Annotated in this window: 22 protein-coding genes and 1 tRNA gene; 16 read left to right on the forward strand and 7 right to left on the reverse strand. The window is 65.7% G+C overall.

All coding sequences use genetic code 11. The features are described 5' to 3' along the window. Window positions 1-62 precede the first annotated feature (62 nt). Together lon and ACPV3N_RS12390 are read left to right on the forward strand one after the other, a co-directional pair. The gene (lon, locus tag ACPV3N_RS12385; RefSeq protein WP_440118216.1) at window positions 63-2,453 is read left to right on the forward strand and encodes an endopeptidase La; all 2,391 of its coding nucleotides are present in this window, start codon (window positions 63-65) and stop codon (window positions 2,451-2,453) included. A gap of 196 nt (window positions 2,454-2,649) precedes the next feature. Beyond that, entirely contained in the window at window positions 2,650-2,922 is a 273-nt protein-coding gene (locus ACPV3N_RS12390; protein ID WP_067681025.1) for an HU family DNA-binding protein, read from the forward strand. A gap of 191 nt (window positions 2,923-3,113) precedes the next feature. On the opposite strand, the gene rlmB is transcribed toward ACPV3N_RS12390, so the two are convergent. Beyond that, the gene (gene rlmB, locus ACPV3N_RS12395; RefSeq protein WP_440118218.1) at window positions 3,114-3,905 is read right to left on the reverse strand and encodes a 23S rRNA (guanosine(2251)-2'-O)-methyltransferase RlmB; all 792 of its coding nucleotides are present in this window, start codon (window positions 3,903-3,905) and stop codon (window positions 3,114-3,116) included. 121 nt (window positions 3,906-4,026) lie between these two features. Between rlmB and ACPV3N_RS12400 the strand changes: the two genes are divergently transcribed. After that, window positions 4,027-4,112 (forward strand) — tRNA-Tyr (locus ACPV3N_RS12400). A 164-nt stretch (window positions 4,113-4,276) separates the two neighbouring features. Here ACPV3N_RS12400 and ACPV3N_RS12405 read toward each other — a convergent pair. After that, window positions 4,277-4,471: a hypothetical protein gene (locus tag ACPV3N_RS12405; protein ID WP_440118220.1), complete on the reverse strand. Its 195-nt coding sequence runs from the start codon at window positions 4,469-4,471 to the stop codon at window positions 4,277-4,279. Window positions 4,472-4,643: 172 nt separating this feature from the next. Further along, window positions 4,644-5,168: a molybdenum cofactor guanylyltransferase gene (locus ACPV3N_RS12410; protein WP_440118222.1), complete on the reverse strand. Its 525-nt coding sequence runs from the start codon at window positions 5,166-5,168 to the stop codon at window positions 4,644-4,646. 170 nt (window positions 5,169-5,338) lie between these two features. Here ACPV3N_RS12410 and ACPV3N_RS12415 point away from each other — a divergent pair, with 170 nt between their 5' ends. Continuing rightward, complete coding sequence (locus ACPV3N_RS12415; RefSeq protein ID WP_440118224.1) at window positions 5,339-6,760, forward strand: sugar porter family MFS transporter; 1,422 nt, start codon at window positions 5,339-5,341, stop codon at window positions 6,758-6,760. Between the two features lie 149 nt (window positions 6,761-6,909). Beyond that, a complete protein-coding gene (locus ACPV3N_RS12420; protein ID WP_440118226.1) occupies window positions 6,910-8,583 on the forward strand; it encodes a M28 family metallopeptidase in 1,674 nt (557 codons plus the stop codon). Between the two features lie 89 nt (window positions 8,584-8,672). On the opposite strand, the gene ACPV3N_RS12425 is transcribed toward ACPV3N_RS12420, so the two are convergent. Together ACPV3N_RS12425 and ACPV3N_RS12430 are read right to left on the reverse strand one after the other, a co-directional pair. After that, a complete protein-coding gene (locus tag ACPV3N_RS12425) occupies window positions 8,673-9,293 on the reverse strand; it encodes a response regulator (RefSeq protein ID WP_440118228.1) in 621 nt (206 codons plus the stop codon). After that, entirely contained in the window at window positions 9,290-10,840 is a 1,551-nt protein-coding gene (locus ACPV3N_RS12430) for a sensor histidine kinase (protein WP_440118423.1), read from the reverse strand. The genes ACPV3N_RS12425 and ACPV3N_RS12430 overlap by 4 nt, the downstream gene beginning before the upstream one ends. A 298-nt stretch (window positions 10,841-11,138) precedes the next feature. Here ACPV3N_RS12430 and ACPV3N_RS12435 point away from each other — a divergent pair, with 298 nt between their 5' ends. Genes ACPV3N_RS12435 through ACPV3N_RS12445 form a run of 3 tightly spaced genes read left to right on the forward strand, consistent with a single transcriptional unit; the run spans window position 11,139 to window position 13,907 of the window. Next, window positions 11,139-12,260 (forward strand): beta-ketoacyl-ACP synthase III, encoded by a 1,122-nt coding sequence (locus ACPV3N_RS12435; RefSeq protein ID WP_440118230.1) that lies wholly within the window; start codon window positions 11,139-11,141, stop codon window positions 12,258-12,260. A 49-nt stretch (window positions 12,261-12,309) separates the two neighbouring features. Beyond that, entirely contained in the window at window positions 12,310-13,059 is a 750-nt protein-coding gene (locus ACPV3N_RS12440) for a phosphatidylserine decarboxylase (RefSeq protein WP_440118232.1), read from the forward strand. Then, a complete protein-coding gene (locus ACPV3N_RS12445; RefSeq protein WP_440118234.1) occupies window positions 13,059-13,907 on the forward strand; it encodes a CDP-alcohol phosphatidyltransferase family protein in 849 nt (282 codons plus the stop codon). The genes ACPV3N_RS12440 and ACPV3N_RS12445 overlap by 1 nt, the downstream gene beginning before the upstream one ends. On the opposite strand, the gene ACPV3N_RS12450 is transcribed toward ACPV3N_RS12445, so the two are convergent. After that, complete coding sequence (locus ACPV3N_RS12450) at window positions 13,840-14,109, reverse strand: hypothetical protein (protein ID WP_440118236.1); 270 nt, start codon at window positions 14,107-14,109, stop codon at window positions 13,840-13,842. The genes ACPV3N_RS12445 and ACPV3N_RS12450 overlap by 68 nt on opposite strands. Window positions 14,110-14,450: 341 nt before the next feature. Between ACPV3N_RS12450 and rpsB the strand changes: the two genes are divergently transcribed. Together rpsB and tsf are read left to right on the forward strand one after the other, a co-directional pair. Then, window positions 14,451-15,221 carry a 30S ribosomal protein S2 gene (gene rpsB, locus ACPV3N_RS12455; protein ID WP_440118237.1) on the forward strand — a complete coding sequence of 257 codons (771 nt, stop codon included), beginning with the start codon at window positions 14,451-14,453 and terminating at the stop codon, window positions 15,219-15,221. 83 nt (window positions 15,222-15,304) lie between these two features. Next, window positions 15,305-16,231 carry a translation elongation factor Ts gene (gene tsf / locus ACPV3N_RS12460; RefSeq protein ID WP_440118239.1) on the forward strand — a complete coding sequence of 309 codons (927 nt, stop codon included), beginning with the start codon at window positions 15,305-15,307 and terminating at the stop codon, window positions 16,229-16,231. A gap of 35 nt (window positions 16,232-16,266) precedes the next feature. Here tsf and ACPV3N_RS12465 read toward each other — a convergent pair whose 3' ends face one another. Continuing rightward, complete coding sequence (locus tag ACPV3N_RS12465; RefSeq protein ID WP_440118241.1) at window positions 16,267-17,148, reverse strand: metallophosphoesterase; 882 nt, start codon at window positions 17,146-17,148, stop codon at window positions 16,267-16,269. A gap of 54 nt (window positions 17,149-17,202) precedes the next feature. Here ACPV3N_RS12465 and pyrH point away from each other — a divergent pair, with 54 nt between their 5' ends. Genes pyrH through rseP form a run of 6 tightly spaced genes read left to right on the forward strand, consistent with a single transcriptional unit; the run spans window position 17,203 to window position 22,181 of the window. Next, window positions 17,203-17,922 carry a UMP kinase gene (pyrH, locus tag ACPV3N_RS12470; protein WP_440118243.1) on the forward strand — a complete coding sequence of 240 codons (720 nt, stop codon included), beginning with the start codon at window positions 17,203-17,205 and terminating at the stop codon, window positions 17,920-17,922. A gap of 3 nt (window positions 17,923-17,925) precedes the next feature. Then, entirely contained in the window at window positions 17,926-18,483 is a 558-nt protein-coding gene (gene frr, locus ACPV3N_RS12475) for a ribosome recycling factor (RefSeq protein WP_440118245.1), read from the forward strand. Window positions 18,484-18,508: 25 nt separating this feature from the next. Next, a complete protein-coding gene (gene uppS / locus ACPV3N_RS12480; protein ID WP_440118247.1) occupies window positions 18,509-19,192 on the forward strand; it encodes a polyprenyl diphosphate synthase in 684 nt (227 codons plus the stop codon). Continuing rightward, entirely contained in the window at window positions 19,179-19,895 is a 717-nt protein-coding gene (locus ACPV3N_RS12485) for a phosphatidate cytidylyltransferase (RefSeq protein WP_440118249.1), read from the forward strand. Before uppS ends, ACPV3N_RS12485 begins: the two co-directional genes overlap by 14 nt. Continuing rightward, on the forward strand, window positions 19,895-21,046 hold the full coding sequence (locus tag ACPV3N_RS12490) for a 1-deoxy-D-xylulose-5-phosphate reductoisomerase (RefSeq protein WP_440118251.1): 1,152 nt from the start codon (window positions 19,895-19,897) through the stop codon (window positions 21,044-21,046). The genes ACPV3N_RS12485 and ACPV3N_RS12490 overlap by 1 nt, the downstream gene beginning before the upstream one ends. Beyond that, window positions 21,039-22,181, forward strand: a complete 1,143-nt coding sequence (rseP, locus tag ACPV3N_RS12495) for an RIP metalloprotease RseP (protein ID WP_440118253.1) — start codon at window positions 21,039-21,041, stop codon at window positions 22,179-22,181. Before ACPV3N_RS12490 ends, rseP begins: the two co-directional genes overlap by 8 nt. Window positions 22,182-22,302: the final 121 nt, after the last annotated feature.

Raw genomic sequence — 22,302 nt, forward strand, 5'->3', positions numbered from 1 at the left:
CCGTCCACAGGACAGGCCGGCGCGGGATTGCAGGCCCGCAGCGGGCACCCCATATCCCTCGCATGAACCAGCTTTTCCCCCTGCTTCCATTGCGCGATATCGTGGTTTTCCCCGGCCAGGTCGTCTCGCTGTTCGTCGGCCGCGCGAAGTCGGTCGCCGCGCTCGAGGCGGCGATGGAGGGCGACAAGGACATCTTCCTGCTCGCCCAGCTCGATCCCGCGACCGACGATCCGACCGACGACGATCTCTACGACGTCGGCGTGGTCGCGCAGGTCCTCCAGCTCCTCAAGATGCCCGACGGCACCGTCCGCGTTCTCGTGGAAGGCGGTGCCCGCGCGAATCTCGTGGCGATGCGGCCCGAAAACGGGTTCGTCGTCGCCGAGGTCGAGGTGAAGCAACCCGAAACCGCGGCCGGCAGCGAAGTCGTGGCGATGATGCGCCAGGTCGTCGAACACTTCGCCGAATACGCCAAGCTCAACAAGAAGCTGGGCGACAGCGCATCGCAGGACCTCGGCGAAATCGACGACGCGGGCGAACTGGCCGACACGATCGCCGCCGCGCTCCAGGGCAAGGTGGCCGACAAGCAGGCGCTGCTCGGCGAGCGCAGCCCCTTGAAGCGCCTCGAGATGGTGATGGCGATCATGGAGGGAGAACTCTCGGTCCTCCAGGTCGAGCGCAAGATCCGTGGCCGCGTGAAGCGCCAGATGGAGAAGACCCAGCGCGAGTACTACCTCAACGAGCAGCTGAAGGCGATCCAGAGCGAACTCGGCGGCGGAGACGGCGAGGACGGTGACGAGATCGCCGAGCTCACCGAGAAGATCGCCAAGCTCAAGCTCAGCAAGGAAGCCCGCGCGAAGGCCGAGAGCGAGCTCAAGAAGCTCAAGACGATGCAGCCGATGAGCGCGGAAGCAACCGTCATCCGCAATTACCTCGACGTGCTGCTCGGCCTGCCGTGGGGCAAGAAAAGCCGCCTGAAGAAGGACATCGCGAAGGCCCAGGCGGTCCTCGACGAGGATCACTACGCGCTCGAGAAGGTAAAGGACCGGATCGTCGAATACCTCGCGGTCCAGGCACGGACGAACAAGCTCAAGGGGCCGATCCTGTGTCTCGTCGGCCCGCCGGGCGTGGGCAAGACAAGCCTGGGCAAGTCGATCGCCAAGGCGACGGGGCGCGAATTCGTGCGCCAGTCGCTGGGCGGCGTCCGCGACGAGGCCGAAATTCGCGGCCATCGCCGCACATACATCGGTTCGCTGCCGGGCAAGATCGTCTCGAACCTCAAGAAGGCAGGGACCAGCAACCCGCTGTTCCTGCTCGACGAGATCGACAAGCTCGGTCAGGACTTCCGCGGCGATCCCGCCTCGGCCCTGCTAGAGGTTCTCGACCCGGAGCAGAACAACAAGTTCCAGGACCATTACCTCGAGCTCGACCTCGACCTGTCGGACATCATGTTCGTCACCACTGCGAACAGCCTCAACCTGCCGCAGCCGCTGCTCGACCGGATGGAGATCATCCGCCTCGAAGGATATACCGAGGACGAGAAGGTCGAGATCGCCGAGCGCCACCTGATCCGCAAGCAGGTCGAGGCGCACGGGCTCAAGGACGGCGAGTTCTCGCTGACGACCGAAGCGCTGCGCGACCTGATCCGCTACTACACCCGAGAAGCGGGCGTGCGGACTCTCGAACGCGAAATCGCGCGGCTTGCCCGCAAGAGCTTGCGCAAGATCCTCGAGAAGGAGGTGGAGAGCGTGACCATCACGCCCGACAACCTCGGCGATTTTGCCGGCGTGCGGAAGTTCAAGCACGGCGTGTCGGAGGACGAGGCGCAGGTCGGCGCCGTTACGGGGCTCGCCTGGACCGAGGTGGGCGGCGAGTTGCTGACCATCGAGAGCGTGACGACGCCGGGCAAGGGCGAGGTCAAGACCACCGGCAAGCTGGGCGAGGTCATGACCGAGAGCGTCGCCGCCGCCTTCAGTTTCGTGAAGGCGCGCGCGCCGGCCTATGGCATACGTCCGAGCCTGTTCCACCGCCGCAACATCCACATCCACCTTCCCGAAGGCGCGGTTCCCAAGGATGGGCCGAGCGCCGGGGTGGGCATGGTTACCTCGATCGTCTCGACGCTGACGGGCATCGCCGTCCGGCCGGACGTGGCAATGACCGGCGAGGTCACGCTGCGCGGCAGGGTGCTCGCGATCGGAGGGCTCAAGGAAAAGCTTCTCGCGGCGTTGCGCGGCGGCATCAAGACCGTCCTCATCCCCGAGGAGAACGTCAAGGACCTCGTGGAGATTCCGCAGAACATCAAGGACGGGCTCGAGATCGTGGCCGTCGGCCATGTCGACGAGGTGCTCGAACGCGCGCTCGTCTCGCCGCTCGAGCCGATCGAGTGGAGCGAGGCGGACGACCTGGCAAGCCAGCCGGGTCCCGCTGCCTCGGGCGAGAGCGCGACGGCCCACTGACAGTGCGGATAACGTAACGGAAGCTGCGGATTCAGCTCGTTACGGACCAAGATGGGACAAGTCGTGCGTCAAGGCGCGCCAACCGACCGATTAGTCTTTGACTTGCGGCACAAAAGCCATTCATGTCGAGGCTTTGGTCATCGAGGCGATTCTGCGGAGTCGCCTGCGGTCGCGCGCAACGGCAAAGGGGGAAGGAATGAACAAGAACGATCTCATCGGATCGGTCGCTGAAACCGCGGGTCTTTCAAAGAGCGACGCGGCCAGCGCGGTTGAAGGCGTTTTCGATGCGATCACCGCAGCGCTTAAGAAGGGCGACGAAGTGCGGCTGGTCGGCTTTGGCACTTTCACCGTCGCGCGGCGCAAGGCCTCCACCGGTCGTAATCCGCGGACCGGCGAACCGATGAAGATCAAGGCGTCGAACCAGCCGAAGTTCAAGGCTGGCAAGGTTCTCAAGGATTCGGTGAACTGATCGGCAGGCGCGCGCTTTTATTGCAGCGCCGTCCATTTCGTCCCCACAGGAATAGTCCGGACCGCCGTGGACAGCGCGGCCTTGGCGACACCAGGTGATTCGTCGATCCGGGGAGCAATCCCGGACCTCGGTGGTGCAGACGATTGCGCTGCTCGCGCAATCAGGCCGCGAACCCCTGTTGCGTGGTACGATCAGCCCGATCGCGCGGCGATGGCATAGAGCGCAATCGCCGCGGCGTTCGAAACATTGAGGCTTTCGATCGCGTCCGAAATGGGCAGCTTTGCCAGTGCGTCGCAGTGGCCCGCGATGTTGTGCCGCAGGCCTTCGCCTTCGGCGCCCAGCACCAGCGCCACCTTGCCGGCCGGCATGGCCTCGGCGAGCGTCGTCTCGGCCTCGCCGGCAAGGCCGATCCGCCAGTATCCTGCCTCGGCCAGTTCATCGAGCGCCCGCGCGAGGTTGACGACACGCACCCACGGCACGATCTCGAGCGCGCCGCTTGCGGACTTTGCCAGCGTGCCCGACTCGGGAGGGGCGTGGCGGTCCTGGGTCACGATTGCCGCGGCGCCGAACGCCGCGGCCGAACGCAGGATCGCGCCGACATTATGCGGATCGGTAACCTGGTCGAGCACCAGGACAGGAGCGTCGCCGTCACCGATGACGTCCTCGAGGAAGACGTCGTCGAGCGGGCTGCATTCGAGGACCAAGCCCTGGTGCGGCGCATCGCGCGCGACGAGCCGGGCAAGATCGGCCGCCTCGGCCCATTCCACGGGAAAGTCGGGCGGCAGTTCGCCGTTGAGCGAGGCGACACCCTCGCGCGTGGCCCACAGCTTGCGGTGGCTGCGATCGGGATTCATGAGCGCGGCTTCGACCGCATGGCGGCCCCACAGGCGCACCTGTCCGCCGCTCGCGCGTCCGGAACCCCGTCCGCCCTGCATCCGCCCCGCGCGTCCGCGCATCGCGCGTTTCCGTTCGCCTTTTGCCATCACCCCCGCCCCTGCCAGCAGGGCCATTGACAGGCAAGCATCGCTTCGCCATTGCGCGCCTTCCTCGGCCGGCCCGCCCCCTCGCGGGGCTGATCGGATGCGAAAATGGCAAGCCCTGTGTGGACAGGTGGCCGAGTGGTTAAAGGCAGCAGACTGTAAATCTGCCCGCGCAAGCGTACGCTGGTTCGAATCCAGCCCTGTCCACCACCCCTCTTCTTTCCGAGCTGCTGGACCCTGTGTTGGAGCCGGGCATTCGCCCGGTAGGTTGGAGAACCACCCCGAAGGACATGCAAAAAGGGGAATCCATGAGGACCGCCCCTTTCGTTTTGGCGTGACATATACCGGCGAAAATCGAAGCCGGGGCGATTGTTTCACACGTAGCGAGAGACGTTCGGATCGGGACAGTACATGGGCCAGTTGCCGGTGCCGAGCGCTGTGAAGAAGTTGAAGAAGCCGCAGCGGAACCGGTCGGGAAGTATCGATTGGGATGAGGGGCCGCCGGCATAGGCCGCCACAGGGGACACAACCATTGAAGCAGCGAGTGCCGCAAGGACAATTCTCTTCATAAGACCCTCCTTTGTGGAGAGGGTGGGGCTAGTCCCCCGGAGTTGCGGAAACTTGGTATTCGCACCCCGGGGCGAACCCCTATGCGAAGTGTTGTCCTGAATTCACCATCCTTCGCCCATGCTACGTCTAGCGCTCTACGATTTCCGGCGACACGGCGGGGTCGTCGGGGCCTTACGTCAGGCTACGCCGCGTATCCTCCGGCGCAGAGTTCAGATTACTCAGGCCAAGCGCCCTGTCGTCGACCAACCGGCAGCCGCATGCTTCGATCCACGATTTCACCGCGCGCCGTCCTTGCGCCAGATGTTCGTCGAGCAGTGAGGCGAAGGATGCCGGCCAGAGGCCGACGAGAAACTGCCCTTCCAGCGCTGCGGGCGGGTTGCCGAGGATCTCCGGCAGGCGGTCGGGCAGGGGCACCGTATCGACCGGAACGCTGAGCACGGCATCGAAACCATGCTCCGCTGCATGGTGCAGTGCCGCGTTCAGACCGCCAAGCGGACCCAGCCCGGGCCGCGGCAGGTCCGGGAGCGAGAGGTACCCGGGAACGTCCCGCCCGCAGATCGCGACTGTGTGGGTCTGCCGCGAAAGGGCCACAGCGGCGTGTTCGAGCAAGGGCACGCCTTCATGGAGATGCAAGGCCTTGTCCGATCCGAACCGGCGGGACCTTCCGCCCGCGATCACGGCGCCCAGGATGTGCATCGCGGTGTCTCCCGTCACGGAACCCCCGTCGGTTGTGGACGAGGTGAGCCCCGCGCCTTGTGCCGGCCCGGCGCGCACTTATACGCCGGTACATGGCGGCGCCAAACGACAAGCGTTAGGGGCGCCGGCGGATCGGCCTGTACCGATCCGGCAGGGGGAGGGCACATCGCATGAACGCAACCAGCGAGGGGCGCGCCAACATCGGGCTTATATCGGCCATCGTCGCGGTCGCGACGATCGGCGGCCTGTTGTTCGGCTATGACAGCGGCGCGGTAAACGGGACGCAGCAGGGTCTCGTCACCGCATTCGGCCTCGACGAAGGCGGTCTGGGCTTCACCGTCGGGTCGCTTCTGATCGGCTGCTTCATCGGTGCGTTCTTCGCCGGCACGCTCGCGGATGTCATGGGGCGGCGCAACGTCATGCGCGTCGCCGCCGTCCTGTTCCTCGTCGGCGCGCTGATCCAGGGGTTTGCAGCCGATCACGCGGTTTTCGTGATCGCCCGGGTCATGGGCGGAATGGCGGTGGGTGCGGCGAGCGTGCTGTCGCCCGCCTATATTTCCGAGGTCGCCCCCGCGAATATCCGCGGGCGCATGACCACGGTCCAGCAGATCATGATCATCACCGGCCTGACCGCCGCGTTCCTCGTCAACTACTTCCTCGCGGCCGCGGCGGGCGAATCGACCAGCGATTTCTGGCTCGGCATCGCGGCGTGGCGCTGGATGTATCTGATGCAGGCGGTGCCGGCGGCGGTGTTCCTCGTGGCGCTGTTCTTCATTCCGGAAAGCCCGCGCTATCTGGTCTCGAAGGGCCGTCACGAAGAGGCGGGCGGGGTCCTGACGAGCCTGTTCGGGGCGGTCGTCGCGCAGGCCAAGCTCCGCGAGATTCGCGACAGCTTCACCGCCGACCACCGCCCCCGGCTGAGCGACGTGCTAGCACCGCCTGGTTCCCGGGGATTTCTCGGCATTCGCCCGATCGTGTGGGTGGGGATCATGCTGGCGGTGTTCCAGCAGCTCGTCGGCATCAACGTGATATTCTATTATGGCGCGACGCTGTGGCAGCTCGCCGGCTTTACCGAGGCCGACAGCCTCTTGATCAACATCGTGTCGGGCGCGGTCTCGATCGCGGCCTGCCTTGTCACGATCGCGGTAATCGACAGGATCGGCCGCAAGCCTCTGCTGCTGATCGGTTCGGCCGGCATGGCAGCGACGCTGTTCGTGATGGTCTATGCCTTCGGTCAGGGCACGCTCGATGCCGCCGGCAATCTCCGGCTGTCGACCGAGATGGGTACCGTCGCGGTTGTCGCCGCCAACCTCTACGTGATCTTCTTCAACGTCAGCTGGGGTCCGGTGATGTGGGTCATGCTGGGCGAGATGTTCCCCAACCAGATCCGCGGCAGCGCGCTGGCGGTTGCCGGGTTCTTCCAGTGGTTCGCTAACTATCTCGTCGCGCAGACCTTTCCCGCGATGGCCTCGGGGCTGGGGCTTGCCGCAAGCTACACCTTTTATGCGGTCTGCGCCGTCATCAGCTTCTTTCTGGTCAAAGCCTTCGTTCACGAGACGAAGGGGATCGAACTGGAAGACATGAAAGGCTGACGCTTCAGAGGGGGCGGGGCTTGCGCTTCGCCCTTCTGCCGAGCCCTTCTGAGCGGCCGAACCAGGTGCGGGTCCCCGACCGCGGCGGGTTTGCAACGGCTTGTCTGCCGCCTAGGCTTGCAGCGCCCTTGGGAATCCGGAGATTTCGAATGATCGCCCGCCTGCTGGCCGCTTCGCCTTTCCTGCTCGCCGCAACCGCTTTCGCACAAGAGCCGGCCGTGTCGGACACCCCGATCGAGCCCGACCGCCTCGTGCAATCGGTCAGGACGCTGGCATCCGACCAGTTCGAGGGGCGCGCCCCAGGAACGGTCGGTGAGGAACGCGCGATCGGCTACCTGATCGGCCGCTTGCAGGGGCTGGGGCTGGAACCCGGTGGCAACGAAGGAGCCTGGACCCAGGTCGTGCCGCTCCTCCGCACACGGCTTGGCGAGCCGACGCTTCTGGCGTTCGAACACGCCGGCACGACCCGCCCGCTTGCCTTTCCGCGCGACATCTATGTCTCGACCCTGCAACCAAGCGACAAGGTGCAGATCGACCGAGCGCCGCTGGTGTTCGTCGGTTACGGTGTCGATGCGCCCGAGCGGCGGTGGGACGATTTCAAGAACGCGGACCTGACGGGCAAGGTGGCCGTCTTCCTGGTCAACGATCCCGATTTTCACGCGGGAAAGGGCGAGCCCGTGGCAGGAAAGTTCGGCGGGCGCACGATGACGTATTACGGGCGCTGGACCTACAAGTTCGAGGAAGCCGCGCGCCGGGGTGCCGTGGGCGCGCTGATCGTCCACGAAACCGATGCCGCGGGTTATGGCTGGAACGTGATCGAAAGCCCGGGCGGCGAGAATTACGATATCGTCCGCAAGCCGGAGAACGTGACCAGCCTCGCCCTGCAGGGATGGATTTCCGGCGAGACTGCGAAGGCGCTGTTCGATCGGGCCGGATACGACCTTGTCCGGGCGAGCGCGGCCGCCCGACGCAGTGATTTCAGGCCAATCGACCTCAAGACGACGTTTTCCGCATCGTTCCCGGTCGAGCAGGAGGTCGTGAAGAGCCAGAACGTGCTCGCGCGCATAACCGGCGCGGACCGACCAGACGAGGTCGTGATGTATGGCGCGCACTGGGATGCCTTCGGCGAAGGCAAACCAGACGCCATGGGACGGATATACAGGGCGGGAGCCAACGACGACGCGCTGGGCGTTGCCGCGCTGCTCGAGATCGCGCGGGCGTTCAAGGCGGCGCCGCAGCCCGAACGCAGCGTGGTCTTCTCATTCTGGACGGCCGAGGAACGCGGCCTGCTGGGGTCTGAATACTATGCGGCCAATCCGGTCTACCCGCTCGAGAAAACCGTCGCGAACTTTGCGATCGACATCCTTCAGACGGCGGGCCGTGCGCGAGACGTCATCCTCGTCGGTAAGGGGCAGGGCACGCTCGAGGACGATCTGGCGCGGTACGCTCGCGCGCAGGGACGAACCGTCACCGAGGAAAGCCTGCCCGAGCGGGGGTTGTTCTATCGCGCAGACCATTTCAGCCTCGCCAAACGCGGCGTTCCCGTGCTCCTGCTGATGGGGATTGCCGGGGCCTCCGATCTCGTCGAGGGAGGCAGGGCGGCCGGCAAGGCGTGGGTCGATACATATACCGGGCAGTGCTATCACGCCGCGTGCGATGCCTGGAGCGAGGATTGGAACCTCGCTGGCGCAGTGCAGGACATCGCGCTGGTCCGCGACATCGGGGCCGACCTCGCGAACTCCCGGCGCTGGCCGGGATGGAAGGATGGTTCGGAATTCAAGGCCGTGCGCGAGAAAACCGAGGTGGCGCGAACGATCCCCTGAAACCTGCTGAGCCCCTCCTGCCGGAGTGACCGGGGACTCCGGCGCATGGATAGCAGCGGGCACCGGCCCGATCGGGCCAAGCCGGGCGCTTAGACCGAAGAGAGGCGGAGGATCGCCAGCTCGGTTCTGTTTTTCACGCCGCACTTGTCGAATATGCGGTGAAGGTAGATCTTGATCGTGCCCTCGGTGGTGCCGAGAGCGGCGGCAATCTCCTTGTTCCGGCGGCCTTCCCCGACGAACTCGACGATCCGTCGTTCCCGTTCGCTCAGGCCCTCGATCGGCGAAGCCGCTCTGGCGCCCGAGGCGATGGCCAAGGTGCGGTCGAGGATCTCGCCGCTGATGTACCGGGAACCGGCCAGGACCTGCCCGATCGCCTCTTCGATATGAAGTTCGGCGCCCTGTTTGAAAACGATCCCGTTCACGCCCGCGTGCATAGCCTCGAGGAGGCGCGAATCCTCTATCTCTGCGCAAAGCAGGATGACCGGTATGTCGTTGCCGGCCGAGCGCAGGCGCTGAAGCACCTCCACGCCGTCGAGGCCGGGCATGCGCACGTCGAGAACGGCCAGATCGGGCATCGTTTGCGTGATCGCCTCGAGCACGGCCGTGCCGTCCCCGACAGACGCGACGATCTCCATTCCGAGCGAATGAAGCATCCCTTCCACTCCGGACCGCAGAAAGGCGTGGTCGTCGGCAAGGACAATCCTGATCATGCGAGACACCTTTCAGGCAAAGTGATTTCGAGCCGGGTGTTGCCTGGGTACGACTGGACCGCCAGCGTGCCGCCCAGGGAGGAAACGCGGTCGTGGATCGAGCGCGGAAGCCTCGGCGCGGCATCTTCGAAACCCCGTCCGTCGTCCTCTATCACGATCCGCAGGCCCGCGCTGGTGATCGCCGCGTCGACTATGGCCCGTCTCGCCGCTCCGTGCCGGACCGCGTTCGCGACCGCCTCGCGCAGGATCTGCTGCAGCTCGAATACCAGCGATGCCGGGGCCATGATCGAATCCTGCGCCCGGATCAGCTCGACCGATATCCCCCACCCTTCAGAAAGTCTTCCGAGCAGGAGGGCAATTTCGGTCAGGAGGTTTCGGCTCCCCGTGCGCGGCGTGCCGGCCCTGAGGCTCGCGATCACGTCCCGGACGGACGCCTGCTCGACACCGAGGCTCCGGCTGATCTGGTCGAGTTCGGGCAGCGGGTCGCGTCCCTCCGATATGATCTTGCGTAGCGAAGCCAGGCGAAAGACAGCCCCGGCGAGCGATTGCGAGACGCTGTCATGCAGATCGCGAGCGATGTCGGCACGTACCCGCGTCACGCTTGCATTGCGGCCCGACGCCTCGATCTGGTCGCGGTCGAGCGCGCGAGAAAGTTCATGCCCGACCAGCTGCGCTATCCCAATGTGATCGACCCCGACGCCGGCGATCCCGGCCAGCACGAGGTGTCCGCGGCCAGTGTTGCCCGAAAGCGGGACGAACAATCCGCTGACGGGCAGCGCCGCGGCGGGATCCCGGAGAAGCGGTGAAACCGAACCGATGGCCCTTATCCGGCCGTCCGGATCGCGGACGAGGGAACGTCCTCGCACTCGATCGAACAGATGCGCGTGAGCGTCTATCGGCTCGTCGTGGCCTGCCTCTGCTTCGTCTCGCACGAGCGAGCCGGCAAATCTTCTCAGGGTGGAGGGTTCGCCGTTCCACCGCCACGCAAGGAGCGCGCCTCCGGCACCGGTCTCGCGCATGGCGTATTGCAGCAAGCGCTCGAACAGAGGCGAGTTGGCTTCGGGAAGATCATACGGGAAGGGTTCGATCGTCGCGGTTTTGCGCTCGTGCGCGAACCAGACGAAGATGAACACCATCACGGCCATGAAGCTCGCGCGGCGGACGAACTTCAGCGGGTCGACGTCCAGTCCGGCGGTTATCAACAGCAAGCCTTCGGCAGCGAACGCAAGGCACAGTAGCAACCCGAATGCGAGGCCCGACCGCCAGCTCCAGCTGATCACCACAGCGAGGACGAGGAATGCGAGGAAAGCGATAAAGGGGCTGACGAGATCGGAATCGGCGGACTGGGTAAAATACAGGGCCAGAAAGAACGCCGCGCAGTCGACCGCGAGAGACAGCGAACGCAGCCTGAAGTCGATCCACCAATTCGACCAGGCGATCTTTGCTTCGATTGCGGCGATCACGAGGTACACGGCGAAAATCGCTGCGCCGAGTTGACCTCCCCGTACCGGCTGCTTGGGATCCAAACCGATCCACACGACGAACATCAGCACCAGAACCAGCCTGGTGACCGCGATCAGCCGCGCGGACCGGTAGCGGAAGATCCCTTCCGGGCTATTTGCGAACCATGTGAAGATTTTCGTCCTGCCTGACCTGGGTTCGAAACCCGCGAACTGTCTGGATTTGTAGACTTTACTCCCGGCTTTGCCGGACTTGCAGTCATCGAAAGTAAGGGGCGGCTTCCCATCCGGCAGAATGCCCTGCGCCTGATCCCGGCAAGGCAGGGGAGGCGAAGTCCGTAGCGCTTCTCTTGCCGCTCGGCGTGCGCGGGCCTAATCGGCGGCGATGCCCAGCCCCGTCATTTCGGCCACCGGCCTGTTCACGCCTCCGCAGACGATCTCGAACGAGGAACTCGTCGACAGCTTCAACGCGTTCGTCACGCGCCACAACGCCGAACACGCGGCCGAGATCGCGGCCGGCGAGATTGCCCCGCTCGAGCCGAGTTCCGTCGAATTCATCGAGAAGGCGAGCGGAATCAGGTCGCGCCACGTCATCGACAAGGCGAACGTTCTCGATCCCGCGACGATGTGCCCCCGCATTCCCGAACGCGGCAACGACGAATTGTCGATCATGGCCGAGATCGGGGTGGCCGCGGCCAGGCAAGCCCTCGAACGTGCGGGGCGCGATCCCAGCGAAGTCGACGCGGTGCTGTGCGCAGCGTCGAACATGCAGCGCGCCTATCCTGCCATGGCCATCGAGATCCAGCACGCGCTGGGGATCGAGGGTTTCGGCTTCGACATGAATGTCGCCTGTTCTTCGGCGACCTTCGGGATCCAGACGGCCGCGGACTACATCCGGGCGGGGAACGCGCGCAGCGTCCTCGTGGTCAGTCCCGAAATCACCAGCGGGCACCTCAACTGGCAGGACCGCGACAGCCATTTCATCTTCGGCGATGTCGCGACCGCCGTGCTCGTCGAGGACGGGGACATCGCGCCGGCGGCTCGCTGGGACATTCTCGGAACGAAGCTCAAGACGGTCTTTTCCAACAACATCCGGAACAATTTCGGCTTCCTCAACCGGACCGCGCCCGAGTCCCGCGACGAGGCGGACAAGCTGTTCGTCCAGGAGGGCCGCAAGGTTTTCAAGGAGGTGGTTCCGATGGTCGCGGCGATGATCGTCGAGGAAGCGCAGCGGCTGGGCATCGACCCGGCCGGTCTGCGCCGGCTCTGGCTCCACCAGGCGAACGCGGGGATGAACCGGCTGATCGCGCACAAGGCATTGGGACACGAGGCAAGCCCCGACGAGAGTCCCACGGTTCTCGATACCTACGCCAACACGTCGAGTGCGGGATCAATCATCGCCTTTCACAAGCACTCAGACGATCTGGCCACGGGGGACATCGGCCTGATCTGTTCGTTCGGCGCCGGCTATTCGGCCGGAACCGTGTTCGTGCGGAAGGCCGGCTGAACCGGTTTCTCTTGTGACCGGCGGGTCCAGCACCTAAGCCTTCGGGTCTATGGCCGGAGAAATACTCGATAACAGGGGCCGGGGGGACGCGCACTGGCGGTTGCCGCCGGTCCATCCCGAGGGACGCAAGTTCGCCCTGATTGCCGGCGCTGCCAGCCTCGTTACCGCGCTCCTCGCGTGGGAGACGCTGGCGTGGCCGCTCGCCTTCCTGACGATCGGCATCCTCGCCTTCTTCCGCGATCCGGAGCGGGTCGTGCCGCAGGGGGACGACCTGATCGTTTCGCCAGCTGACGGCCTCGTCTCCCTGATTGCCGAGGTCGAACCGCCCGAAGAACTGGTGGTAGCGGATGGCAGCGGGAGCCGCGGGCTCGCGCCGGGCCCGATCACGCGGGTCTCGATCTTCATGTCGGCGTTCGACGTGCACATCAACCGTGCGCCAATCGGAGGTACCGTAAGGCGGCTGGTCTATATCCCCGGCAAGTTCATGAATGCGGACCTCGACAAGGCGAGCGAGGAGAACGAGCGCCAGCACATGCTGATCGAGCGGACTGACGGACTGCTGATCGGTTTCACCCAGATCGCCGGTCTGGTCGCGAGGCGCATTGTTCCCTTCGTCAAGCCCGGCGACCTGGTCGCCGCGGGTCAGCGGGTCGGGCTGATCCGGTTCGGCAGCAGGGTGGATGTCTATCTTCCTGCCGGAACCGCCGCAAAGGTCGTGCTGGGCCAGACGGTCGTGGCGGGGGAAACTGTGCTCGCGGAAGCGGGCGCGCAGCAATTGATCGAAGGGGTCAGCCAGTAATGTCCGAGCAACCGCGCGTTGGACCCAAGGCGGCCGAGGACGAAACCCCGCTGCGCCAGCAGGGGCGCATGCAGGGGCTTCCGATGCGAGCAGTCCTGCCGAATGCCATTACCGCCGCGGCGCTGTGCGCAGGATTGACCGGCATCCGTTTTGCGATCGACGGCATGTGGCGCGAGGCGGTCATCGCCGTCATCCTCGCCGGAGTTCTCGACGGGATCGACGGACGCGCCGCGCGCCTTCTCAAGGCCCAGTCGCGGTTCGGCGCCGAGCTTGACAGCCTGGCCGATTCGCTGAGTTTCGGGACCGCGCCCGCGCTCATCCTCTTTCTCTGGTCGCTGGGCGATCTTCTGCGAATCGGATGGTTCGCGGCCCTTGCATTCGCCATTTCGGGCGCGTTGCGGCTGGCGCGGTTCAACGCGCAGATCGACGTCAAGGAACAGCCGCACAAGTCGGCCGGTTTCCTCACCGGCGTACCCGCCCCCGTTGGAGCGGGCCTCGCATTCCTGCCAATCTACTTGTGGATGGCAACCGGCGACGAAACCTTCCGGGACCCGCTGCTCGTGGCGCCGTGGACCGTCCTGGTGGCGTTCCTGATGATCTCGAATCTCGCAACGTTGAGCTGGGGCCGCATGCGTCCGCGCCGGGACGTGCGGCTGGGGGTCATTGCGGTGGTCGGGATGGTATTCGCCGCGCTGCTGCTCGAACCGTGGTGGACCCTTGCGGCGATCTGCCTTGTCTACCTGGCGACGTTGCCGTGGTCGATCCTGCGCTACGCCCGAATCAGGCGGCAACGCGCAGCGGGGCCGATACCCGCGCCGTTCGACGCTGCGACGGGCGACCTGCACTGAGAGTAACGGGACGCAGCGCCGGCATGCGCGCGCCGTCAGCACCGTCCATGGTCACGGTGATCATCCGGACCGCATCACTGCGCGCAAGCTCGCGACGCACGTGCCGGAACGCATTGCGGCCGCGCACGGCGCAATCGGCAAGGGTCAGCGCGCTGGTGATGGCGACAACGGCGAACAGCAGCGCGAGCAGGATGGCGGTCATCGATCGATACCTTCAATGCGGCACAGGCACGTTGACAGCCTGTGGACAACCAGTGGAAACCACCAGGCCGCGAGACGTTCCCGCGACCTGAGTTTTGTTCCCTGTATGTTCTCTCTCGTCAAGAGAATTCGCGCCAAGATTCGCTTTTTCCGCGACGAATTGAGGCTGGATTTATCGCCGACGGGACGCTAAGGGCCGCGCCGTTCGACACGGTTCCAGCCGTCTTGGCGGCGGCTTCGCGTCGGACAAATCCACATGGAGAGCGCCACATACCGGTGCCGGCCAGCGGGATCTCCGCACGGTTCCAGCTCTCCAGAGGCTCAACCGGAAAGGAATTACCTATGGCGGCCCCGACCGTCACCATGCAGCAATTGATCGAGGCCGGCGCGCACTTCGGCCACCAGACCCACCGCTGGAACCCGCGGATGAAGCCGTACATCTTCGGCGCCCGCAACGGTGTTCACATCATCGACCTGTCGCAGACGGTTCCGCTCATGGCGCGGGCGCTCGACTTCATCCAGGACACCGTTCGCTCGGGCGGCAAGGTCCTCTTCGTCGGCACCAAGCGCCAGGCGCAGGAGCCGATCGCCGAGGCCGCGCGGCGCTCCGGCCAGCATTTCGTCAACCACCGCTGGCTCGGCGGCATGCTGACCAACTGGAAGACGATCTCGGGCTCGATCCGCCGTCTCAAGAGCCTCGAGGAACAGCTTTCGGGCGACACTTCGGGCCTCACCAAGAAGGAAGTCCTCCAGCTCACCCGCGAGCGCGACAAGCTCGAGCTGTCGCTCGGCGGGATCCGCGACATGGGTGGCATTCCGGACGTGATGTTCGTGATCGACGCCAACAAGGAAGATCTCGCGATCAAGGAAGCCGGCGTGCTCGGCATCCCGGTGGTGGCGGTTCTCGATTCGAACGTCGACCCGTCGGGCATCGCGTTCCCCATCCCGGGCAACGATGACGCGGCGCGCGCCGTCCGCCTCTACTGCGACGCGGTCGCCGAAGCCGCGACGACCGGCAAGGGCAAAGCCACGATCGATTCGGGCGAGGACGTCGGCGCGATGGCCGAACCGCCGGCCGAAGCGGCCGCCGCCGAAGCTGCCACCGAGGCGTAACGCCCGCCTCGCATGTCCCGATTACCGGCGCCGGGACGCATCGCTCCCGGCGCCACATTGCTTGCAAGACAAAGGAATTGAACATGGCTGCTTTCACCGCCGCCGACGTGAAGAACCTGCGCGAGAAGACCGGCGCCGGGATGATGGACGCCAAGAAGGCCCTCGAAGCCTCCAACGGCGACATCGAGGCCGCGGTCGACGCGCTGCGCGCCAAGGGCCTCGCCACCGCTGCCAAGAAGTCGAGCCGCACTGCGGCCGAAGGCCTTGTCGGCGTCGCCGTCGAGGGTACCCGCGGCGTGGCAGTCGAGGTTAACTCGGAAACCGACTTCGTTGCCAAGAACGACAAGTTCCAGGACTTCGTCCGCAAGGTAACCGAGGTCGCGCTCAACGAGGGATCGGCTGACGTCGAGGCGCTCAAGGCCGCCGGCTACCCCGACGGTGGTACGGTTGCCGACAAGCTGACCGACAACGTCGCGACCATCGGTGAGAACCAGCAGATCCGCCGCCTCAAGCACGTCTCGGTCACCGATGGCGTCGTGGTGCCCTACATGCACAACGCGGCAGCGCCGAACCTCGGCAAGATCGGCGTGCTCGTGGCGCTCGAATCTTCGGCCGACAAGGGCGCGCTCGAGGCGCTGGGCAAGAGCCTTGCGATGCACATCGCCGCGGCGTTCCCGCAGGCGCTCGACGCCGACGGCCTCGACCCCGAGGTGATCGAGCGCGAACGCAAGGTCGCCGCCGAGAAGGCTGCCGAAAGCGGCAAGCCCGCCGAGGTCCAGGCCAAGATGGTCGACGGGGCGATCGCCAAGTTCGCCAAGGAGAACGCGCTTCTGAGCCAGGTCTTCGTGATGGACAACAAGACCCCCATCAGCGAAGTCGTGGCCAAGGCCGGCAAGGATGCCGGCGCGCCGATCACGCTCAAGGACTACGTCCGCTTCCAGCTCGGCGAAGGGATCGAGAAGGAAGAAACCGACTTCGCCGCCGAGGTGGCCGCCGCGGTCAAGGGCTGAGCGCTTCGACCCAAGAGCCATCCAGGGCTAACCGATCACGGCCGCCGGAGCGATCCGGCGGCCGTTTTGGTGTGACGGGGCTGCAGGTCGATCACCCAAACCTCGGCCCGGGTGAACAACCGGAATGGCAGCAGGCTCGTCCCGATGCCCGCGCTGGTGACAAGCGTGTTGGCTCCTTCGCGTACCACCCCGCAGGCGTACCGGTTCCCGTAGCGCGAGTTCGTGACCGGTGCGCCGCCACCCGGCCAGGCGATCTGGCCGCAATGCGTATGGCCCGAGAGCATCAGGCCGGTACCGGTCGGAAGGTTGGGGAAGGGATCGGGGCTGTGGCTCAGCACCACTCCGCCGCGGCCGTGAGCTGCGAATTCTTCGGTCACGCGGGTAACTGCGGCGCGCCCGGTAAAGCTGTCGTCGATGCCGCCGACGAGCAATCCGCCAATGTCGACGACCTCGTTTCGCAGCAGTCCGATCCCGACCCGCTGCAGCTCGCGTTCGAGTTGGCCAACGCTGCGCCAGTGGTCGTGATTGCCCGGGACGGCCAGCTTGACCGCATCCGGATCGATCCGAGCAAGCGGCGCGACTGACTCCCGGGTGGAATAGCGGCGGGTTGCGAGCGACCGGTCGGTCACGAAATCGCCCGCGAACAGAACCATGTCGGGATGCAGGGCGTTCACCTGTCTCACGATTCGCGCCAGCCGTCGGGGCGGCATGTCGGGACCGCCTACGTGAATGTCGCTGAGCAGGACGATACGGCGAGGCGTGCGGTCCCCATCGACAACCGGGACCGTCGCCGTCAGCCGGCGGACGACCGGATCGCCGGTGGTATCGTGCCACGCGCGCGCCGCGAGACCGAGCAGCAGCCCGCTCGCGACCAGCATCCAGACAATCGTGCGGGGCTTTCCCTTTGCGCGCTCCATGCTTCGTGGCTAAGGAGCCGCAACCCCAGTCGCAACTTGGAAAAACATCTCCCCATGGCCCTGCCTCCGCTCAAACGCGTCCTCCTCAAGCTCTCGGGCGAGGTGCTGATGGGGGGGCAGCAGTTCGGGATCGATCCGTCGTTCGTCATGGAACTGGCGAAGGAAGTGAAGGCGGCGAAGGATACCGGCCTCGAGATCTGCCTCGTCATCGGCGGCGGCAACATCTTTCGCGGCATGGCAGGTGCGGCGCAGGGCATGGACCGCGCGCAGGCCGATTACATGGGCATGCTGGCGACTGTCATGAACGCGCTGGCCATGCAGAGCGCGCTCGAGCAGATCGGGGTGGCCACGCGGGTCCAGTCGGCGATCGAGATGGACAAGGTCTGCGAACCGGTAATCCGCCGCCGGGCGGAACGGCACCTGGAAAAGGGGCGGGTGGTGATCTTCGCGGCAGGCGTCGGTGCGCCCTATTTCACGACCGACAGCGGGGCGGCGCTGAGGGCGGCCGAGATGAAGTGCGATGCGCTTCTCAAGGGCACGAGCGTCGACGGGGTCTACGACAGCGATCCCAAGAAGAATTCCGGAGCGAAGCGTTTCGATACCGTCACCTACGACAAGGTGCTGGCAGACAATCTCAAGGTTATGGATGCCTCGGCCGTCGCGCTGTGCCGCGATAACGGGATCCCGATCGTGGTCTTCTCGATCCGCGAGCAGGGCAACCTGGCCAAGGTCCTGGAAGGCCGGGGAGTCCAGACCATAGTGCAGGGAAGCTAGATCATGGCAAAGTATGAAAAGGCCGACATCGAGCGGCGGATGCAGGGTGCGGTGGATTCGCTGAAAGGCGACCTCCAGGGCTTGCGCACTGGCCGTGCGAACACCAGCCTGCTCGATCCCGTCGTATGCGAGATCTACGGCGCGATGATGCCGCTCAATCAGGTGGCCACCGTGTCGGCTCCGGAGCCGCGGATGCTCAGCGTGCAGGTCTGGGACAAGTCGAACCTGACGGCGGTGGAAAAGGGCATCGCGCACGCCAACCTCGGGCTCAACCCCATGACCGACGGACAGACCATCCGCCTGCCGATCCCCGACCTGACCGAAGAACGCCGCAAGGAACTCGCCAAGCTCGCCGGCAAGTATGCCGAGAACGCGAAGATCGCGATCCGCAACGTGCGCCGGGACGGGATGGAAGCGCTCAAGGAAGACGAAAAGAAGAAGGACATTTCGGAAGACGATCGCAAGCGGGGCGAGGACGAGGTCCAGAAGCTGACCGACAAGTACGTCGGTCTCGCCGACGAGGCTGCGGCGGCGAAGGAGAAGGAAATCCTCTCGCAGTGAGGGTTCGGGACGCCGGAGCGGCCTGATGGCGAGCGCGGATGCGGTCGCACGTCACGTCGCGATCATAATGGATGGCAACGGGCGCTGGGCGAAGGCCCGGCACCTGCCGCGCGCGGTCGGTCACCAGCGCGGCGTCGAGGCGGTGCGCAGGCTCGTGCGCGCGCTCGGGGACACCGGCATCGAGTGTCTGACGCTCTACGCATTCAGCACCGAAAACTGGCGCCGGCCCGAAGAAGAGGTCGGCGACCTGATGAACCTCATGCGCAAGTTCGTGAAATCGGACCTGCCGGAATTCATCGCCAACGACGTCAAGCTGCACATCCTCGGCGACTGGCGCGGCCTTGCCCCCGACATCGTCGAAATGCTCGAGGATGCGCTGGCCAGGACCGCGGGGGGCACGCGCACGCTTGCGGTGGCGCTCAACTACGGGGCGCAGGGAGAGATCGCCCGCGCGGCCGCGAAGGCCGCGGCAGAGGGCGAGATCACGCCCGAAGCCATCGACAAGCACCTCGACACCGCGCCGCTGCCGCCGCTCGATCTACTCATCCGCACCAGCGGCGAGGTACGGCTGTCGAATTTCCTGCTATGGCAGTGCGCCTATGCCGAGATGATCTTCACCGAGGTGCTGTGGCCGGATTTCACCCCCGATCACCTGCGACAGGCACTCGATGAATTTGCGCGCAGGGAGAGACGCTATGGCGGACGCTGACGCCGCCGACCGCCGCACGAAGAGCGACTTGCCGGTCCGGCTGGCATCGGCCGCGATCATGCTGGCGGTCGCCATCGGCGCGCTGGTGGCGGGCGGAACGGTCTTCGACACTTTCGTCGTGGTCGTCACTCTCGTCGCCTTCGTGGAATTCGTGCTGCTTGTTGTGAGGGCAACTCCTGTAGTCCCCTATCGGCTTGCCGCGCTGATCGCCGGTGCGCTGTATTTCGGAATCGCCGCGGCGGTACTTGCGGGGGCGGGCGATTTCCTCATCGTGCTCGTCGTGGGCACGGTCGTGTTCACCGATACCTTTGCCTATTTCGCCGGTCGCGCGATCGGCGGGCCGAAGATCGCTGCCTCGATCAGCCCGTCGAAGACCTGGGCGGGCCTTGCGGGCGGCATGGCAGGCGCGGCGCTGTGGGTGGTCCTGTGGGTTCTCGCGATCGACGGCGGCATCGCCGGCCCCCGGTTCGAGCTGGGTCTTGCCCTCACGGCGGAAAATATCGGCACGGCGGCGCTGCTGGGTGCTGGCCTCGCCGTTCTCGCGCAGGCGGGCGATTTCCTTGAAAGCTGGCTCAAGCGGCGGGCGGGGGCCAAGGACAGTTCCAGGCTGATCCCGGGTCACGGCGGCGTGTTCGACCGGATCGACGGGATGGTGCCGGTGACGATCGCCGTGGGCGCGATGGCCGCGGCGCTGGCGAACTGATGCGGACCATCTCCATCCTCGGAGCGACAGGGTCGGTGGGCGCTTCGACGCTCGACCTCGTGAGGCGGAATCGCGATGCATGGCGTGTCGTCGCGCTCACGGCGAACTGCAACGTCGGGGAACTCGCTTCGCTGGCGAGGGAGTTTTCGGCCGAGGTCGCGGTCGTTGCCGACCCGGCCTGCCTTCCGGCCTTGCGCGACGCGCTCGGCGGGACCGGGATCGAGGCGGCGGGCGGCACATCGGCGCTCATCGAGGCGGCATCACGCGGCGCGGACATCACGGTCGCGGCGATCGTCGGTTGCGCGGGCCTTGCGCCGACGATGGCGGCGATCGAACAGGGCGGCAACATCGCGCTGGCCAACAAGGAGGCATTGGTCTCTGCCGGAGAAGTGATGACCGCCGCCGTCGCGAGGCACGGCGCGACGCTTCTCCCGGTCGACAGCGAACACAACGCGATATTCCAGTGCCTCGCCGGCAACCGGGTCGGCGACGTCCGCAGGATCACCCTTACCGCGAGCGGCGGTCCGTTTCGAACGTGGTCGCAGGCCCGGCTCGAGGGGGCGACGCCCGAGCAGGCGGTCGCGCATCCAAACTGGGATATGGGCGCAAAGATCAGCGTCGATTCCGCGACCATGATGAACAAGGGGCTCGAATTCATCGAGGCTCACCACCTGTTTCCTGTCGGATTGGACCGGATTTCCATCGTGGTGCATCCGCAGAGCGTGATCCATTCGATGGTCGAATACCGGGACGGGTCAACCCTCGCGCAGCTCGGGCCGAGCGACATGCGCGTGCCGATCGCCTCGTGTCTCGCATGGCCCGAACGGATGGACACGCCGATGGCACCGCTGGACCTCGCGACGCTTGGTACGCTGACATTCCAAAAGCCCGACGAGGAGCGGTTCCCGGCCACCCGGCTAGCCCGGGAAGCGGCAGAGGCGGGAGGGGCGGCGCCGGCCGTTCTGAACGCTGCCAACGAATCGGCCGTCGCGGCCTTTCTCGCCGGCAAGATCGCGTTCACACGGATCGCACTAACGGTTGAGCGAGCACTGTCGCGCGACCTTCCGCCGCCACCCGCCTCGCTCGAGGACGTGCTGGCGATCGACGGCGAAGCGCGGGCGCGCGCGAACGAATTGCTGGAGCTTGCCTGAATTGATCGAAACGCCGCCTTTCTGGTTTTACCTCGTCGGGTTCGTGCTGCTGCTCGGACCCCTGGTGACCGTCCACGAGTTCGGCCACTACCTGATGGGGCGGGTGTTCGGCGTCGGGGTCGAGGCCTTTTCGGTCGGGTTCGGCAAGGAGATCGCGGGTTTCACCGACCGGCGCGGAACGCGCTGGAAGCTCTCGGCGCTGCCCCTGGGCGGTTATTGCCAGTTCAAGGGCGACATGAACCCGGCGTCGATTCCCGATGCCGATGCCGTCGCCGCGATCCCGGCCGACGAGCGCGGTGGCAGCTTCCATCACGCCGCGTTGTGGAAGCGCGCGCTGATCGTGGCGGCCGGGCCGATCACCAATCTCGTCGTGGCGGTGGCGATCTTCGCGGCGTTCTTCATGACAATCGGCAAGCCGATGCAGGCGGACCCGGCGGAAACCAACGTGGTTCAGCGCTTTGCGGCGGGATCGGTCGCCGAAGCTGCGGGAATCCGGGTCGGCGACCGGATCGTCGCGATCGACGGCACCCCCGTGAGCGAGTTTCGCGACATTACCGAACGCGTGCTCATGCATCCGGGCAAGGCGGTGGTGATTGCGGTCGAACGGGACGGAGAGCGGTTGCGCATCCCACTGACCATCGGCACCGCAATCGAGACCGACCGTTTCGGCAACGAATCGCGGATCGGCCGGTTGGGCGTATGGTCGAGCCCGATCCGTTATCAGCCTGTCGGACCGCTCGAGGGGATCGCGCTCGGCTTCGAGGAGTGCGCCGACCTGACCCGGATGATGGTCACGGGTATCGGCCAGATCGTCACCGGGGATCGATCGGTCAAGGAGCTTGGCGGACCGATCAAGATCGCCAAATTCTCGGGCGAGCAACTCAGCTTGGGACTGACGGCATTCGTCAGTTTCGCCGCGCTGATCTCGCTTAACTTGGCATTCATCAACCTGTTGCCAATCCCCGCGCTCGACGGCGGGCACCTGGTTTTCTACGCGGCCGAAGCGGTCCGCCGGAGGCCGGTGGGTCCGCGTGGTCAGGAAATGGCGTTCCGTGCCGGCGTGGCCGTGATCCTCGCGCTGATGCTGTTCGTCACGGTCAACGACCTGCTGTCACTGCCCGTGTTCGGGCGATAGCGGGCCAGCCAAGGGATCGCGCGCGCGAGGGTAGTTCACAGGGCACAAGGGCCTTCCACCGCTTGATTGGAAACCGGGTATCGGGCAAGGGCGCCGTTCGCTCGCCCGCCCCACGCCGCAG

Origin of the sequence: Tsuneonella sediminis (assembly GCF_051912845.1) — a bacterium.
GTDB lineage: Bacteria > Pseudomonadota > Alphaproteobacteria > Sphingomonadales > Sphingomonadaceae > Tsuneonella > Tsuneonella sediminis.

Bases quoted from the DNA above. Each gene is read 5' to 3' on its own strand.
- lon (WP_440118216.1), top strand. From the start codon at position 63: ATGAACCAGCTTTTCCCCCTGCTTCCATTGCGCGATATCGTGGTTTTC.
- ACPV3N_RS12390 (WP_067681025.1), top strand. From the start codon at position 2,650: ATGAACAAGAACGATCTCATCGGATCGGTCGCTGAAACCGCGGGTCTT.
- rlmB (WP_440118218.1), bottom strand. From the start codon at position 3,905: ATGGCAAAAGGCGAACGGAAACGCGCGATGCGCGGACGCGCGGGGCGG.
- ACPV3N_RS12405 (WP_440118220.1), bottom strand. From the start codon at position 4,471: ATGAAGAGAATTGTCCTTGCGGCACTCGCTGCTTCAATGGTTGTGTCC.
- ACPV3N_RS12410 (WP_440118222.1), bottom strand. From the start codon at position 5,168: ATGCACATCCTGGGCGCCGTGATCGCGGGCGGAAGGTCCCGCCGGTTC.
- ACPV3N_RS12415 (WP_440118224.1), top strand. From the start codon at position 5,339: ATGAACGCAACCAGCGAGGGGCGCGCCAACATCGGGCTTATATCGGCC.
- ACPV3N_RS12420 (WP_440118226.1), top strand. From the start codon at position 6,910: ATGATCGCCCGCCTGCTGGCCGCTTCGCCTTTCCTGCTCGCCGCAACC.
- ACPV3N_RS12425 (WP_440118228.1), bottom strand. From the start codon at position 9,293: ATGATCAGGATTGTCCTTGCCGACGACCACGCCTTTCTGCGGTCCGGA.
- ACPV3N_RS12430 (WP_440118423.1), bottom strand. From the start codon at position 10,840: ATGTTCGTCGTGTGGATCGGTTTGGATCCCAAGCAGCCGGTACGGGGA.
- ACPV3N_RS12435 (WP_440118230.1), top strand. From the start codon at position 11,139: ATGCCCAGCCCCGTCATTTCGGCCACCGGCCTGTTCACGCCTCCGCAG.
- ACPV3N_RS12440 (WP_440118232.1), top strand. From the start codon at position 12,310: ATGGCCGGAGAAATACTCGATAACAGGGGCCGGGGGGACGCGCACTGG.
- ACPV3N_RS12445 (WP_440118234.1), top strand. From the start codon at position 13,059: ATGTCCGAGCAACCGCGCGTTGGACCCAAGGCGGCCGAGGACGAAACC.
- ACPV3N_RS12450 (WP_440118236.1), bottom strand. From the start codon at position 14,109: ATGACCGCCATCCTGCTCGCGCTGCTGTTCGCCGTTGTCGCCATCACC.
- rpsB (WP_440118237.1), top strand. From the start codon at position 14,451: ATGGCGGCCCCGACCGTCACCATGCAGCAATTGATCGAGGCCGGCGCG.
- tsf (WP_440118239.1), top strand. From the start codon at position 15,305: ATGGCTGCTTTCACCGCCGCCGACGTGAAGAACCTGCGCGAGAAGACC.
- ACPV3N_RS12465 (WP_440118241.1), bottom strand. From the start codon at position 17,148: ATGGAGCGCGCAAAGGGAAAGCCCCGCACGATTGTCTGGATGCTGGTC.
- pyrH (WP_440118243.1), top strand. From the start codon at position 17,203: ATGGCCCTGCCTCCGCTCAAACGCGTCCTCCTCAAGCTCTCGGGCGAG.
- frr (WP_440118245.1), top strand. From the start codon at position 17,926: ATGGCAAAGTATGAAAAGGCCGACATCGAGCGGCGGATGCAGGGTGCG.
- uppS (WP_440118247.1), top strand. From the start codon at position 18,509: ATGGCGAGCGCGGATGCGGTCGCACGTCACGTCGCGATCATAATGGAT.
- ACPV3N_RS12485 (WP_440118249.1), top strand. From the start codon at position 19,179: ATGGCGGACGCTGACGCCGCCGACCGCCGCACGAAGAGCGACTTGCCG.
- ACPV3N_RS12490 (WP_440118251.1), top strand. From the start codon at position 19,895: ATGCGGACCATCTCCATCCTCGGAGCGACAGGGTCGGTGGGCGCTTCG.